The sequence below is a fragment of the Chitinophaga sp. 180180018-3 genome (assembly GCF_037893185.1).
Taxonomy (GTDB): domain Bacteria; phylum Bacteroidota; class Bacteroidia; order Chitinophagales; family Chitinophagaceae; genus Chitinophaga.
In genome coordinates this window covers 23,359-37,130 of sequence record NZ_CP140772.1, presented here as the reverse complement: position 1 = coordinate 37,130, position 13,772 = coordinate 23,359, and the positions used below count along the sequence as shown (strand labels likewise).

Annotated in this window: 13 protein-coding genes; 11 read left to right on the top strand and 2 right to left on the bottom strand. The window is 48.2% G+C overall.

The window, feature by feature from the left end; translation table 11 throughout:
• Positions 1–7: 7 nt before the first annotated feature.
• Positions 8–1,819: a beta-galactosidase gene (locus tag UNH61_RS00210; protein ID WP_326990084.1), complete on the top strand. Its 1,812-nt coding sequence runs from the start codon at positions 8–10 to the stop codon at positions 1,817–1,819.
• A gap of 3 nt (positions 1,820–1,822) precedes the next feature.
• Here the strand turns inward: UNH61_RS00210 and UNH61_RS00205 are convergent, their stop codons facing one another.
• Positions 1,823–2,731 (bottom strand): S-adenosyl-l-methionine hydroxide adenosyltransferase family protein, encoded by a 909-nt coding sequence (locus UNH61_RS00205; protein ID WP_326990083.1) that lies wholly within the window; start codon positions 2,729–2,731, stop codon positions 1,823–1,825.
• Between the two features lie 82 nt (positions 2,732–2,813).
• Between UNH61_RS00205 and UNH61_RS00200 the strand changes: the two genes are divergently transcribed.
• Positions 2,814–3,629, top strand: a complete 816-nt coding sequence (locus UNH61_RS00200) for a helix-turn-helix domain-containing protein (protein ID WP_326990082.1) — start codon at positions 2,814–2,816, stop codon at positions 3,627–3,629.
• A 98-nt stretch (positions 3,630–3,727) separates the two neighbouring features.
• Positions 3,728–4,285 (top strand): GNAT family N-acetyltransferase, encoded by a 558-nt coding sequence (locus UNH61_RS00195; RefSeq protein ID WP_326990081.1) that lies wholly within the window; start codon positions 3,728–3,730, stop codon positions 4,283–4,285.
• Here the strand turns inward: UNH61_RS00195 and UNH61_RS00190 are convergent.
• Positions 4,236–4,793 carry a sigma-70 family RNA polymerase sigma factor gene (locus tag UNH61_RS00190; RefSeq protein ID WP_326990080.1) on the bottom strand — a complete coding sequence of 186 codons (558 nt, stop codon included), beginning with the start codon at positions 4,791–4,793 and terminating at the stop codon, positions 4,236–4,238. The genes UNH61_RS00195 and UNH61_RS00190 overlap by 50 nt on opposite strands.
• A gap of 138 nt (positions 4,794–4,931) precedes the next feature.
• On the opposite strand from UNH61_RS00190, the gene UNH61_RS00185 reads away from it, so the two are divergent.
• The 8 genes from UNH61_RS00185 to UNH61_RS00150 all read left to right on the top strand — a co-directional run bounded on the left by UNH61_RS00185 (position 4,932) and on the right by UNH61_RS00150 (position 13,719).
• Entirely contained in the window at positions 4,932–5,879 is a 948-nt protein-coding gene (locus tag UNH61_RS00185; RefSeq protein ID WP_326990079.1) for a FecR domain-containing protein, read from the top strand.
• A gap of 61 nt (positions 5,880–5,940) precedes the next feature.
• On the top strand, positions 5,941–9,315 hold the full coding sequence (locus UNH61_RS00180) for a TonB-dependent receptor (RefSeq protein ID WP_326990078.1): 3,375 nt from the start codon (positions 5,941–5,943) through the stop codon (positions 9,313–9,315).
• Positions 9,316–9,325: 10 nt separating this feature from the next.
• Positions 9,326–10,156, top strand: a complete 831-nt coding sequence (locus UNH61_RS00175) for a DUF4397 domain-containing protein (protein ID WP_326990077.1) — start codon at positions 9,326–9,328, stop codon at positions 10,154–10,156.
• Between the two features lie 2 nt (positions 10,157–10,158).
• Positions 10,159–11,814: a hypothetical protein gene (locus tag UNH61_RS00170; protein WP_326990076.1), complete on the top strand. Its 1,656-nt coding sequence runs from the start codon at positions 10,159–10,161 to the stop codon at positions 11,812–11,814.
• A 155-nt stretch (positions 11,815–11,969) separates the two neighbouring features.
• Positions 11,970–12,428 (top strand): SRPBCC domain-containing protein, encoded by a 459-nt coding sequence (locus UNH61_RS00165; RefSeq protein WP_326990075.1) that lies wholly within the window; start codon positions 11,970–11,972, stop codon positions 12,426–12,428.
• Positions 12,428–12,754, top strand: coding sequence for a metalloregulator ArsR/SmtB family transcription factor (locus tag UNH61_RS00160; RefSeq protein ID WP_326990074.1), 327 nt, complete (start codon positions 12,428–12,430; stop codon positions 12,752–12,754). Before UNH61_RS00165 ends, UNH61_RS00160 begins: the two co-directional genes overlap by 1 nt.
• Before the next feature lie 113 nt (positions 12,755–12,867).
• Complete coding sequence (locus UNH61_RS00155; RefSeq protein WP_326990073.1) at positions 12,868–13,335, top strand: carboxymuconolactone decarboxylase family protein; 468 nt, start codon at positions 12,868–12,870, stop codon at positions 13,333–13,335.
• 45 nt (positions 13,336–13,380) lie between these two features.
• The gene (locus UNH61_RS00150; RefSeq protein WP_326990072.1) at positions 13,381–13,719 is read left to right on the top strand and encodes a YciI family protein; all 339 of its coding nucleotides are present in this window, start codon (positions 13,381–13,383) and stop codon (positions 13,717–13,719) included.
• Positions 13,720–13,772 lie beyond the last annotated feature (53 nt).

The window sequence follows — 13,772 nt, the reverse complement described above, 5'->3', positions numbered from 1 at the left end:
TAACGCAATGAAAAAACTAAGTGTCGCCATTCTGATGATGTTATGTGCCTTTCAGTTGAAGGCCCAGCATACATTCCAGCTGGGAGACTCCGCATTCCTGCTGGATGGGAAACCATTCCAGATGATATCCGGTGAAATACATTACCAGCGCGTGCCACGCGAATGCTGGCGCGACCGGCTGAAGATGGCCAAAGCGATGGGCCTGAACACAATAGGCACCTATGTATTCTGGAATATGCATGAGCCAGAGAAAGGACATTACGATTTTACCGGCAACGGAGATGTAGCTGCATTTGTAAAAATTGCACATGAAGAAGGGCTGTGGGTGATTTTGCGGCCTAGTCCGTATGCCTGTGCAGAATGGGAATTCGGAGGTTATCCTTACTGGTTGCAGAACGAAAAAGGACTGGAAGTAAGGAGTAAAGAACCTCAGTACCTGAATGCCTACCGGAATTATATCAGGGCAGTGGGCCGCCAGCTGTCAGGACTGCAAATCAACCATGGAGGGAATATACTCATGGTGCAAATTGAAAATGAGTATGGCTCTTATGGCAGCGATAAAGAATACCTGGAGATCAACCGCAAGATGTTTGTGGATGCAGGTTTCGATGGATTACTCTATACCTGTGATCCTGCAGCAGATGTAGCAAAAGGGCATCTACCCGGATTGCTGCCGGCAGTAAACGGGGTAGATGATCCGGAGAAGGTAAAAAAGCTGGTGAATGAAAATCACAACGGGAAAGGCCCTTACTATATAGCAGAATGGTATCCGGCCTGGTTCGACTCCTGGGGTCAGAAACACCACACTGTACCCTACGAGCAGTTTCTGAACAGACTGGACCGGGTGCTGGCAGCCGGCATTTCCATCAACATGTATATGTATCATGGTGGCACTACCCGCGGCTATATGAACGGCGCCAACTATAACGATCAGAGTCCGTATGAACCGCAAATCAGCAGCTACGACTATGATGCGCCACTGGATGAAGCAGGAAATGCCACTCCTAAGTTCATGCATTTCCGGGAAGTGATTGCCAGGCATCTGCCAGCAGGCACAAAGCTTCCGGATGTACCTGCAAAGAAACCGTCTATACAAACACCAGCCATCACTTTTACCCGCAGTGGCAGTGTATTCGCAAATTTACCACAGGCAGTAAAAAGCGTAGCGCCGTTGACGTTTGAAGACCTTCATCAGGCATATGGTTTTGTGTTATACCGAACTACAGTTAAGGGAGGATATGATGCGTTGCTCAAACTCAAAGACCTGAGGGACTACGGAATCGTTTTTGTAAACGGTAAGCGGGTAGCTATACTCGACAGGCGGTTGAAACAGGACAGCGTGCAATTGACATTGCCAGCCGGAACAGTAACGCTCGATCTGCTTGTCGAAAATCTGGGGCGCATTAACTTCGGCCCTTATCTTCTTAAAAACAAAAAAGGAATTACGGAAGCAGTACTGCTGAATAACAAGCCGGTACAGGGCTGGCAGCAATTCAAACTTCCATTCGACAAACAGCCTGCTGTGAAAACAGGGCAATTAACAGCAGATGCACCTGTATTGAAGGAAGGCAGCTTTACGCTTAGCACCATTGGCGATACTTACCTCGACATGAGTAAATGGGGGAAAGGTGCTGTCTGGATCAACGGCCATCATCTGGGCAGATACTGGCAGGTTGGGCCACAGCAAACGCTGTATGTGCCCGCCGAGTGGTTGCACAAAGGCAGCAACAAAATTACTGTGCTGGAACTGATAAAACCAGCTGTTACTACCCTGCAGGGCATCGATCATCCTATCCTGGATCAGCTGCAGGCACAATAATACTCAGCGCAGGAGGGTCACTTCCACGCTCCATTCGCCGCCGCTGCCAATTTGGTGAGCGGCGGCGAAATTTCCCTGGTTCAGGGCAAACGACAACTGCATCAGACTGTTCAGATAAGCCAGCGGTTTTCCTATCTCCACTGCCCCGAAGGTTTCACTATAAGGAGCATCTGTTTCATATACCTTTTTATTTCCGTTCAAAAATACCACGTGGAATTTATCGCCATACTTAGGTTGCAGGCGGTTTAGCAGCTCTCCCGGAATATTCGTCCACACGTTGCCATACTGCACATCAAGTGCAGGAATATTTCCTTTCAGCGTATAGCCGTTCAGGGTAGCAGGCTGATATGAAATATTAACCACTTCGCGGGGCAGCAAACGTCCTACCTGTTCGTAACTGATTACGCCTGCAGCGAGCCGGGCGGCAGTATAGGAGTATACATCCCGGCCATGAAAGGTGTAGGATTGCTGAGAGTTTTTCCGGCGGTTTACCGCTTCATCTATTTCACGCACTTCTGCGATCCCCTGCGAAGCGGCCACCAGGGTAAGTGTACCGTTATCCGGCGTAACAATAAAATGCCCGCTGTTGGTTTTCAGTACTACCGATTTCCGGCTGGTTCCTACTCCGGGATCTACTACAGAAACGAACACCGTTCCTGCGGGCCAGTATGGAACAGTTTGTTCCAGCCGGTAGGCAGCTTCCCATATGTTGTACGCAGGTATTTCGTGAGTAAGATCATATAATTTCAGATCGGGCGACACGCTTACAGCCACTCCTTTCATGGCAGATACGGCGCCGTCTTTCAACCCGAAATCAGACTGGTATACTACTATTTTGTTTTGTGCAGTAACCGTGCAGGTGAGGAAAAAAACAGCCAGACAAACAGCCATATGTTGTAACGCTTTCTTCATAAAGAACCTGATTAGGTCCTAAATTTAGGGGCTTCATTTCAAATCATTAAAAAATCTTACCTTAACATCTCATTATCTGAAGATGAAATATCAGGAAATTCTTCCACCGGCTTACCTGAAAAACCATGTTCGTTACTTCTGGACACTTGAGAATAACGAAACAGATCATGAGCCCAGGATATTCGGGCCTGTGGCCGACGGCTGTCCAGGACTGATCTTCCAATTATCGGCCAGTTGCACATTTTACCAGGATGATAAACAGTTACCCGATCTGATGGTATATGGCCAGTCGACCCGCTATACAGAACTGAGTTTGACCGGTACTATATGTACCATTGGTGTTTGCTGTTATCCTAACGCGCTCCGGTCAGTTTTTGGTATCAATGCCAATGAGCTGACAGATGGTTGTATGGACCTCAACCTGATGTCGGCCTCCGGTAAATACCGGCTGACAGAAAAACTGGCAGATGCACTTTCATTGACAGAAAAGATACAGGTGATAGCTGCTTTTCTTTTCGACGAGATCAGTAAAAACAGCGGTGCTTCAGATGAGATTACGCAATTTGCGCTGGCGCAGATAATGGATTCCAGGGGTAGTATTTCTCTGAAAGATCTTCAACAACAATTGCAACTGACTGAGCGGAGTTTTGAGCGGCGGTTTAAACAGGGCGTAGGCATCTCTCCGAAATTATTTTCCCGCATCTGCCGTTTTCAGTATTCACTTGAGCAACTGAAAAAGAATAACTACAGCAAACTTTCCGATATCGCTTTTGAAAACGATTATGCCGATCAATCCCACTACATCCGGGTATTCAAAGAATTTGCCGGATTCTCTCCCAACCAGTTTCAGAAGAAAACCAGCGATGGCGCCAGCAATTTCCTGCTGATGAAGAAATAATCATGGTACATGAAAAGCAGGAAAAAAACATCCCGTGTTTCCTGTGGTAAATACAGATAGTTCCGTTAAATTGGGCAGAATTGAAATGAAAAGCGAGTATGGAGATATTTATATCAACGCCCCGGCTGATTTTGAGAGAGCTGATACCATCAGATGCCGCGGGAATGTTTGAACTGGATTCCGACAAAGACGTACACCTGTACCTGGGAAATCAACCACTGACACATATTGACCAGTCCAAAGAAGTGATCCGTCTTATCCGCCAGCAATATGAGGAAAATGGTATAGGAAGATGGGCAGTAATAGAGAAATCGACTAACAGGTTCATTGGCTGGGCTGGCCTTAAATTGGTTACCACACCTGTTAATGGTCATGTGAACTATTATGATCTTGGCTACCGGTTCATCAAACAGTACTGGGGTAAAGGCTATGCTACAGAATGCACCAAAGCCTTATTGGAATATGGTTTCATCAAATTACAACAGGAAGTTATCTATGCCATGACGGATGCTGAGAATATGGCTTCTGCACGGGTACTGGAAAAAAACGGATTCCGGCAAACGGGCGTTTTCGATGATGAAGGCGTACCTCATAAATGGTTTGAGATCAGCAAAGCAACCTGGCAGCCACCACTACCAACAGGAGATCGCCATTAGTGATGAGGTCTTTTTTCAGGAGACGTATAGCTTTACTCATATGTTTTTCTACCATACTAACGGAAACGGACATACGAAGAGATATTTCGCGGTAAGAGAGGCCTTCTTCGCGGTGCATAATATAAACCTGCCGGCAGTTGTCCGGCAGCTGACTGATGGCCACATCCAGTGCCTGTAGTGGTTTCCGGGGGCTTTCTGCCGGCAACGTTACCAGCTGTTCCACTTCTTCTTTCACGGTTTCGAGCCAGGTAGTATCTTCCTTCATGCGGCGACGGATCACATCTATCAGCAGGTTGCGCGCGATCGTTTTCAGCAGCGGGAGTGCATGCTCCAGGTCCTGCACTTCTTCCATCCTCTCCCATATTTTCAGGTAACATTGCTGCATGAGATCCTGCAGCAGGTGATCGTCGTGTGAATAGTTACGCAGATAATGATACAGCCTGTCGCGCGAGGCCTGGTACAGGCCTGTAAACGCCCTTTCCTTATCATACGTAGCAGCGAGGCTCATAGTGCTACAAATATAGGAAGCGCATCTCCGTAGTACAACATTACCAAATTGTTAATTCAACCCTATCCGCCGTTTTTGCGTTGAGGTGAACAAGCGATTTCACGTGCTAGTAGTAGCACAAATAAATCATTGGCAGTGATGAATCCGCAAATGCTACAACGATATTTTGATAATACCTGTACCGAAGAAGAGCGCAGGATCATATGGCTGTATCTGCAACAACATAGCGTTGATGCGCTGGAGCACTTGCTTGATGAAGGCTGGAATGACAGCGCACCACCTATGCCCGCGCGGATGGCAGCCGAACTGGACGAGCGGTTGTCGCCATTCCTGGTACAGCGCCGCCCGCGCCGGTTATTTTATCGGTGGATGGCGGCTGCCTCTGTACTGCTGCTGGCTGCTGGCGGGCTGTGGCTTTCAAGACCGGTGGTAAAGCACAAGGCACCCGCTCCTCTTACTATCCGCGAGATCAACAACGTCACTACCATCGTAAAAAGACTTACCCTTCCCGATGGCAGCCATATCTGGCTTACGCCGGGTGCGCGCATACAGCTCAACGACAGCTTCAACATTCTCAACCGCCGGATCAATTTATCAGGAGAAGCTTATTTTGAAGTGGCGCCGGCGGCAATACCATTTACCGTTGATGGTGGCGGCTTACAGACCATTGTATTGGGCACGCATTTCAATATGGAGGCATGGCCGGGAGAGCACAGCACCAGCGTATCTCTGTCGGCCGGAAAGGTAGCCATAAAGCAAGCCGACAGCACCATGGTATTACAGCCGGGCTTCAGGCTTATCTACCGCAAGGAACAGCGAACCTTCGTTACACAGCATTTTTCCACAGACAATGAAACCAACTGGAAGCGCGGTGTTATCGTGATGGACGATATCCCGCTGGAAGCGGCACTTCACAGGCTGGAAGCCCGCTATCACAAAAAGATCATCTGGCCGGAGGGCGCTTTCCGCCATGCGCGCTTCACGGCCACCTTTGAGCAAACACCACTGGAGGTCATCTTACACAACATGGCCTTTATTCATGGTTTCAGCTTCCAGGCAAAAGGCGATACCATTCTGATTCACTAATTATAAAAATGCCCCCGCTGGCAGGCGGAGGCACAAAAACAATTGTTTTTAAAGTTTACGTATGAACAAATTTAGACAAACCAGCGCAATCCATCCAAAAAGAAAATGGAGGAAGCTACTATGCCTGCTATGGCTGTTCTTCGCAACTTATGCGCAGGCACAAACACCGTCGATGGAGCAACCGGTCACCATCGCAATGCAACACACACATCTCGCCGCCGTGATGGCTGAGATAGACCGGCAAAGCGATTACAGCTTTTCCTACGATCGTGCTTCACTAAGCAGCATCAGGGTGGAACATGCCAACTGGAAACAGGTGCCACTCAAACAATTACTTACAGAGCTGGTACAAACCTATGGCATCCTCTACCAGGTTGAGGCACATACCATTGCCGTAAAACTTGGGCCCAAGGCGCATCCCGGAGCTGGCAGCGGTACGATTCGCGGGCGCGTGGTAGATTTTGAAACATCCAGTCCTCTTCCCGGCGCCACTGTACAACTCGACGGTACCAGCATCGGCGCCATCACCGACAACAAGGGATATTACCAGCTGCCGGAAGTACCGGTCAACACCTATACACTGGTAGTTACCTATATCGGCTATCAGCGCGCCGTGCTGTCTAAAGTACAGGCAGAGAGCGGACGTGCCACATCCTATGACGTAAAAATGCAGAGCGGCGGTTCCCTGAAAGAGGTGACTGTAGGCAGCGGTCCCCGTAAAGTGAGGGCCGTCACGCACAGCACCGAGCAACAGCTGGTACAGGAGATCAAAGGCGCTACGGGCGTGGTTTCAGGCATCTCCAGCGAGCTCATCTCCAAAACAGCCGATCGCAACGCTGCAGAAATTGTGAAGCGCATTTCAGGCGTAACAGTAGTAGATGACCGCTTCATCGTAGTACGCGGGATGAATGAGCGATATAACCTCACCTATCTCAACAGCAATCTGGCGCCATCCACGGAATTATTCAACAAGGCCTTTGCCTACGATCTGCTGCCGAGCAGCATCATCGACAAAATACTGGTGTATAAATCGCCCGTGGCAGACCTTGTAGCTGATTATGCCGGTGCGGCCATCAGGGTATATACAAAAAACGCCATGCCTGTTAAACATTTTGATATTGGTGTGCAGCTGGCTGCACGCGATGGGTCAAATTTTACAAACATCAATAGTTATACCGGCGGTAAATACGATTTCCTGGGTTTCGATGATGGCGGCCGTAAGCTGCCAAAATTCTCTCCGGGCGTATTCGAAAGTAACCGCCGTGTACATGGCGTATCAAACGAAGATTACCTGAAAGGCTTCAATACTACCTTATCGCCAGGCAAGCGTTATAGCCTGCCCGATCTGCAGCTGTTTGTTAACTATTACAACAGCTGGAAGCTGGGCAGGGCAAGGTTATACGATCTCACCTCTATTACCTATACCAAAGAAACCACTGCCTTCGATATCTACCGCCAGCGTGGTAATACCAACGCAGAATATGTTACGCTTACTGACGGCGGACAGGCATACGGTGATAAAAACCGCATCACCAACAGCCAGCAAACTACAGAAACCGGCAAGATCAATGTGTTGGAAAACCTCACCCTGAAGCTGAATGACAGGAACAGCATCTCCTTCCGCAATTTTTATGTGAACGACGGGAAAAGGCAAACCAACATCGACAATAGCCGGCCCAATGCTTTGCCGGAATATTATCTCAATGACATTTTCAAACAGGACTATTTCCTGTCTTTCCAGCAACGCATGCTGTATTCCGGTAACCTGAACGGCGTACATCAGTTGAAAGATGAGCGGCAGCAGCTGGCATGGAATATCGGCTATACACACGACCTGCAGAGTATTCCCGATATGCGCATCAGCCACTTCGGGAAGCGTTATCCCATCACGGTGGATAGTGTAGCCTGGCTCGCACTCGGCTCCAATGGCGGCGCCGATGACATCCATTCCGGTATGATATCCCGTCTTTTCATCAGGAATCTGGAACAGGTGTACAATGCCTCCGTTGACTATACTTTCCATCTCACGCCGTCATTTACGCTGAAAGCAGGTGGCTATGAGCTTTTCAAGACCCGGCAGGTAGGACGTCGCTTCTTTCGCGTGAACAGGGCGGGCCTGTCGACCGACGAATACTACGGTCCTAACGGCGACCTCAACTGGAATACCGGCTACGGGTATACGAATTTACCACTGGTGCAGTTCCGTCCGGAAGACCTGTCGAAAGTCTGGTCCACGCATTATTTTCCCACAGATGGTACCGGTCTTGCTATCTACGATGCAACCTCTCCTACTGACGCCTATACTGCCAGTGAGCAATACAATGCGTTCTATCTGATGGGCGACTGGAAGGCCGGCAGGCATTTCACTTTTAACGTAGGTGTGCGCGGAGAATATGACCGGCAGCGACTTTCCGGAGCGAAGCCCGGTGCAGAAGGCGGCAGCTCAGTGGAAGAAGTGAATATTGATAAAAAGAAGACGATCATACTGCCTTCATTCAATGCCAGTTATCAGCCCGACAGCACCATCGTGATACGCGGCAGCTATGGCCGTACCGTGAATCGCCCCGATTTCCGCGAGCTCACCCCTTATGGCGATTTTGATTTCCAGAACAACGAACAGATCACGGGTAATGCCCATGTGGTGACTGCCGTGATCGACAACTACGATATCCGCGCAGAATTATATCCGCGCAACAATCGCAGCGAGATGTTCAACATCGGCGCGTTTTACAAGTACCTCGATCATCCTATCGAAAAGATGCGCCAGGAAGTTACCAGCAGCACAGTGGCGGATGTTTTCAGCTTTACGAACATTACGTTCGACAATTCGGTGAGCGGCCGTCTGTGGGGCCTTGAGGCAGAAGTTAAAAAGAGCCTCTCCTTTATTCCGGGTAATTTCTTCCGGCATCTGTCGTTCGTATTCAATGGCTCTTTGATCAAAAGTGAAACAGTACGTCGCAAATCCAACAACGATTATGCTACCGATACTTTACACAAACCCGGAGGTCCGTTACAGGGGCAGTCGCCCTACATCCTGAATACAGGTATCTTTTACGAGAACGTTGCCAGTGGCACCAAGATAGGGTTGGTGTATAACGTGAATGGGCCACGTATCTACGCCAAAAGCGTGCGTACCCCTTCCGACACCAGCACTACCGATGTATACAACCGTCCGGATCTGTTACAGCTGCCCATGCACCTGCTGGATCTCTCCATCACGCAAAGACTTGTAAAGTCGTTGCAGGTGAAAATCAGTATTCAAAACCTGCTGAACCAGGAATACCGCATCATTGAAGATCATAACTACAATCAGCGCTACGACAAGGAGTATCCTCTGATCGGATCGGGTAATAAGACCTATTTCGCTGGCGATAATATCTACACAAAATATAAACCGGGCAGATACCTGCTTTTACAATTCACTTATGCATTCTAATCAACATCATATGCGTTTTTTTCAAATAGCCGGATGGTGCTGTCTGCTACTATTGCCTGGCGCCTGTAAAAAGGAAGTGGATATGAGCTGGGAACAGCAAACGGCTGCAGCGCAGATCAATTTCTATAATGCCTCGTATTCGCTGATCGGGCAGTCTACTGCCAACCAGCGTGGCAATATGATATTAATCGATAGCCGCGATACTACCTACACGCCGCGGATAGATATGCGGGATGCAAAGTACCCGTACTTTCAGAATCCTGTCAACTTCGGAAATTCATACCCTTACACACAGCGTACACAATGGATCAGCTATATGCGCTTCACCGCCGGCACACATCGTTTATACCTGCTGGATACCTCCAAAACGATCCTCGACAGTAGTGCTGTGCAGCTGTACAACGATCGCGCCGCCACGGTATTTTACGCCGACAGCCTCGGCAGTTACCGCATGTTGATCGTGAATGATGCTTTCACTCCTGCTGATGGTAAAATAGGTTTGCGTATTGTGAATCTGAATCCTACCGACGGCAATGTATTTATTACCATCAACAAGGCGATACCGGCTGCACTACCCGCCTCCACACACTATGGCGATCATACGCCTTTTATTCCGCTGGATATAACGCGAATGGACACACTGAAAATAAAAGTTTATCAACCGGGAGATACCTCTCGCTTTCTGGCACGTACGTCCGTGGAAGTTGTTCCCGGTCACGCCTATACGTTGCTGATCAGTGGATATGGCAACCAGGCGCCCGGGAATTATAAAGACCGTGCGAGTGGCCGTACCGTAGGCATCTCCTTTAATTTTTCCATCGTTCCGATCAAAAATTTCTAGCCATGATGAAACATCTGTTATCATACATTCTATTACTACTGCTCCTTGCGCCCGCCTGTAGAAAGGTGGATGATCATACAGCCCTGGTAGATAATCAGCCCTGGCTGGCCAATAATTTCAGCAGCCGGCGTCTGAACTGGTCGTATCCCGGCACGCTGGCGGTGGGTGATACCGCCACCTTTGTAGGCCGCCTGTTTCCTTACCGGCCGGGCACAGAAATCAAGATAGGTGGGGTATCAGTGAAGATCATTGACACCATGAAGATTGCGCCGATATACACCACCTACAATAAACAACCAGAGGCAGATGTAATCCGTTTCCAGATTACGAAAGATATGGGCGTAGGCGCGCACAGGCCTGTTACCGTAACAGCCAACGGCATCACCATTGACGGGCCTCCATTGAACATCACTTATTTCCAGGCCGGCAACGCGCGTACCGACACTACTTTGTGGGTCGACTCTCTGGTGAACTGGATACCGGAAAACGTGGCAGCATTGTCGCAAAAAAACTTCACACTGGTGCGTTCCATACATAGCGATGGCGCTGGTAACATCTGGTTCGACAATCCCTACGGCGTTTACGAAATGACCAGTGCGCAGGTAAAAAAAGTGATAAAGCCCGACGATGCCATAACTGATGACAGCAACATTGCGTTCAAAATAAAGACCATACTGGGAAGCACTATTTCCTACGATGGCAACTCGCTATACTTTTCTGCTGAAACTTCCGAAAACAGTACAGACACGGCTAACAACTATATTTTCCGGTTGTGCAGGATGGATGTCAACACCAAAAAAGTAAATACCGTCAGCCGTACACTCGTTTTGAAACAGCTGAGCAGCGTGGCGGAAAGTGGCCTTCATTATGAAGGCACGGTAGCACAGGTGAAGATAGTGGCGCGTAACCTCGCGACGGATATCAATAACAACCTCTATTTCACGAATTACTATGCACCGGCCACCAATTCATCCAGTCATCTTTATTGGCACAACAACGTTATCAGTGGCGCAATGGGCTTTGACATCATCCAATCGTCCTGTTACAACTATGTCTGCAAGCTGGATGCCGGCAATCGAATCACCGGGATCATTTCTGCACAAAGCGACTATCTCACGCCGGGGGCGCCGGTTTTCCTGGGATATTTCTTCACTGATTTTACAGGACAATACCTCTACGGCTATACGCTTCCTGACTTCATCAACTTCCGGCTTGGCCAGTTTGATATTGAAGAGGGGGTGATGGTAAGTGAGCACAAGAATGGCTACGCGCAGAAAAGCTTTGTGTTTCAGTCTTTCGAAACAGATCCAAAGTACAAGCGAACCAGTAACATCGGTATACCGCCGCTTGACCCCGAGAGATACTTTAATAACATGATGTGCCTGAACGACGGTACAATGCTGGGGGTTAACCCTTCGCTTACGGCTTATGATTTTGCGCACAACAGTGCTTATTGTTATGCCGGCACTGAAACGGGCGCCAGTCCGGGCGCTCCGGCAGCGTTGCAAAACAAACAAACCGGGTTGGCTAAATGGGTGAATTTCACAGGTGCGGGGCTGATTGGGCAGGACAAATCCGGCGCTGTGTATTTCTGCCGTGGTATGCATGATTATACCCATGGTGTTACCTTTTACAAGCTGTATTCAAAGAAACAATAGCATAATAAACCTGTACACTCCCCCGTGGCCCGGCTGCGGGGGAGTTTTATTTTAATGGAATACATACGGCGGGGTCCGGTTTATTTCAACAATAAAAAATAATTTTGCGTAACCTAAAAGTTACATATATTTGTGTAACTTTTAAGTTACTCATTATGCAGAAAGATATCAAACAAACCTGGGAGCTTTCCCACGATGCCGCCACGGTCTGGGAGTTTCTGACCCGGCAGGAGCTGATACAGGAGTGGCTGATGGAAAACAATTTTCAACCGGTAGTAGGCCATAAATTCCAGTTCCACACCAGGCCTAAAATAAAGATGGGGTTCGACGGGCATATCTACTGCGAAGTATTGGAGGTATTGCCTATGCAACGCCTTTCATATTCGTGGCGGGGCGGGCCTGGTAACGGGAAAATTACGCTGGATTCTGTGGTTACCTGGACGCTCACTCCCAGTGCCAATGGCACCACGCTTATACTTGAGCACAAAGGCTTCAAAGGACTGAGGAATTATCTCCCTTACATTTTCATGAATGAAGGCTGGAGAAGTAAAATAAGAAAGAGGTTTACCACTTTACTGAACAATGCGGCTATGGGCCCTCAAACAAGCCACTGATGAAAACATCCGTAACAGATCCGTTTCAGGCCATAGGAGACCCGAGCAGGCGGCAGATATTAATGTTGCTTTCCAGCAACAGTCTTACTATCAATGAACTGGCAGTGAATTTTGACATGAGCCGGCCTGCAGTTTCCAAACATATTAAGATATTACAATCCGCTGGTTTCATCTCCATTGAGGACATAGGCCGGGAGCGTTACTGCATATTAAACCAACAGGGGTTCCATGATCTGCAGGAATGGATAGATCATTTCGACCGGTTCTGGACTCATAAGATGAGAAAGCTCTCTCAACTACTGGATGAAAAGGCTAAAAAACGCTGATTATCAATCAATTGAAATAATTTAAAAAAATTTCCGGGAGGATGTCCAATTCCTGTCTGTTCAGTCATTATTGTTATGTAAACCGAAACATAACACACTTAAAACTTATAATGATGGAACAGAGAATTAATTTTCTTGAAAAAGGTGCCAAAGGATTAAAAGCATTAAACAGCCTGGGAATGTATATCAATTCATGCTCTATTGAAAGGCCTTTGCAGCATCTGATTCATTTTCGTGTATCACAGATCAATGGTTGTGCTTTTTGTCTGGATATGCATGCAAAAGATCTTCGCCATGAGGGAGAAACAGAACAACGTCTTTATATGCTAAATGCCTGGAGAGAGTCACCTTGCTACACTGATCGCGAACGGGCTGCGCTGGCATGGGCAGAAGCTGTTACAAGGCTCAGCAATCAGCAGGTGCCTGATGATGTATATGAACAGGCGCGGCAACAATTTTCAGAAGAGGAACTGCTTGATCTTACGTTCTCAGTGATTGCCATTAACAACTATAACAGGCTTAATATTGCGTTTAAAACAAAAGCAGGGAATTATCAGCCAGGCCAGTTTGCCAATGCGTAGAGCGCTGTATTTTTTATTCATTCAGTTACCAGAAAAAGAGATAAAATGAAGGATTTCGCATTATTATTCCGCCAGCCGGATTACGATTACAGCAATTATTCCCCTGCTGAATTTCAGGCGCTTACCAGGAAATGGCAGGATTGGATAGGTAACCTGGTAGGCCAGGGAAGACTTGAAGAGCATGGAGTACGTCTGGCACAGGAGGGTAAGGTACTCAGGGCAGGCGGCGTCATTACCGATGGTCCATTTGTAGAGATCCGTGAACGTTTGGGAAGCTTCGTCATTGTGAAAGCAGAGAACCTGGAGGAAGCCACCACCCTGGCTCATGGGTGCCCCGTACTGGATAAGGGCGGCAGCGTAGAAATCAGGCCTGTTATGGGGTAATTATAACAACAAATTAAGACCCACTTTCTCCGGGAAGTGGGTTTCATCATCAG

Excerpts from the sequence above, each read along its gene's own strand:
- UNH61_RS00170 (WP_326990076.1), top strand. The coding sequence starts at position 10,159 with ATGATGAAACATCTGTTATCATACATTCTATTACTACTGCTCCTTGCG.
- UNH61_RS00185 (WP_326990079.1), top strand. The coding sequence starts at position 4,932 with ATGAATCCGCAAATGCTACAACGATATTTTGATAATACCTGTACCGAA.
- UNH61_RS00210 (WP_326990084.1), top strand. The coding sequence starts at position 8 with ATGAAAAAACTAAGTGTCGCCATTCTGATGATGTTATGTGCCTTTCAG.
- UNH61_RS00160 (WP_326990074.1), top strand. The coding sequence starts at position 12,428 with ATGAAAACATCCGTAACAGATCCGTTTCAGGCCATAGGAGACCCGAGC.
- UNH61_RS00155 (WP_326990073.1), top strand. The coding sequence starts at position 12,868 with ATGGAACAGAGAATTAATTTTCTTGAAAAAGGTGCCAAAGGATTAAAA.
- UNH61_RS00195 (WP_326990081.1), top strand. The coding sequence starts at position 3,728 with ATGGAGATATTTATATCAACGCCCCGGCTGATTTTGAGAGAGCTGATA.
- UNH61_RS00165 (WP_326990075.1), top strand. The coding sequence starts at position 11,970 with ATGCAGAAAGATATCAAACAAACCTGGGAGCTTTCCCACGATGCCGCC.
- UNH61_RS00200 (WP_326990082.1), top strand. The coding sequence starts at position 2,814 with ATGAAATATCAGGAAATTCTTCCACCGGCTTACCTGAAAAACCATGTT.
- UNH61_RS00205 (WP_326990083.1), bottom strand. The coding sequence starts at position 2,731 with ATGAAGAAAGCGTTACAACATATGGCTGTTTGTCTGGCTGTTTTTTTC.
- UNH61_RS00150 (WP_326990072.1), top strand. The coding sequence starts at position 13,381 with ATGAAGGATTTCGCATTATTATTCCGCCAGCCGGATTACGATTACAGC.
- UNH61_RS00190 (WP_326990080.1), bottom strand. The coding sequence starts at position 4,793 with ATGAGCCTCGCTGCTACGTATGATAAGGAAAGGGCGTTTACAGGCCTG.
- UNH61_RS00180 (WP_326990078.1), top strand. The coding sequence starts at position 5,941 with ATGAACAAATTTAGACAAACCAGCGCAATCCATCCAAAAAGAAAATGG.
- UNH61_RS00175 (WP_326990077.1), top strand. The coding sequence starts at position 9,326 with ATGCGTTTTTTTCAAATAGCCGGATGGTGCTGTCTGCTACTATTGCCT.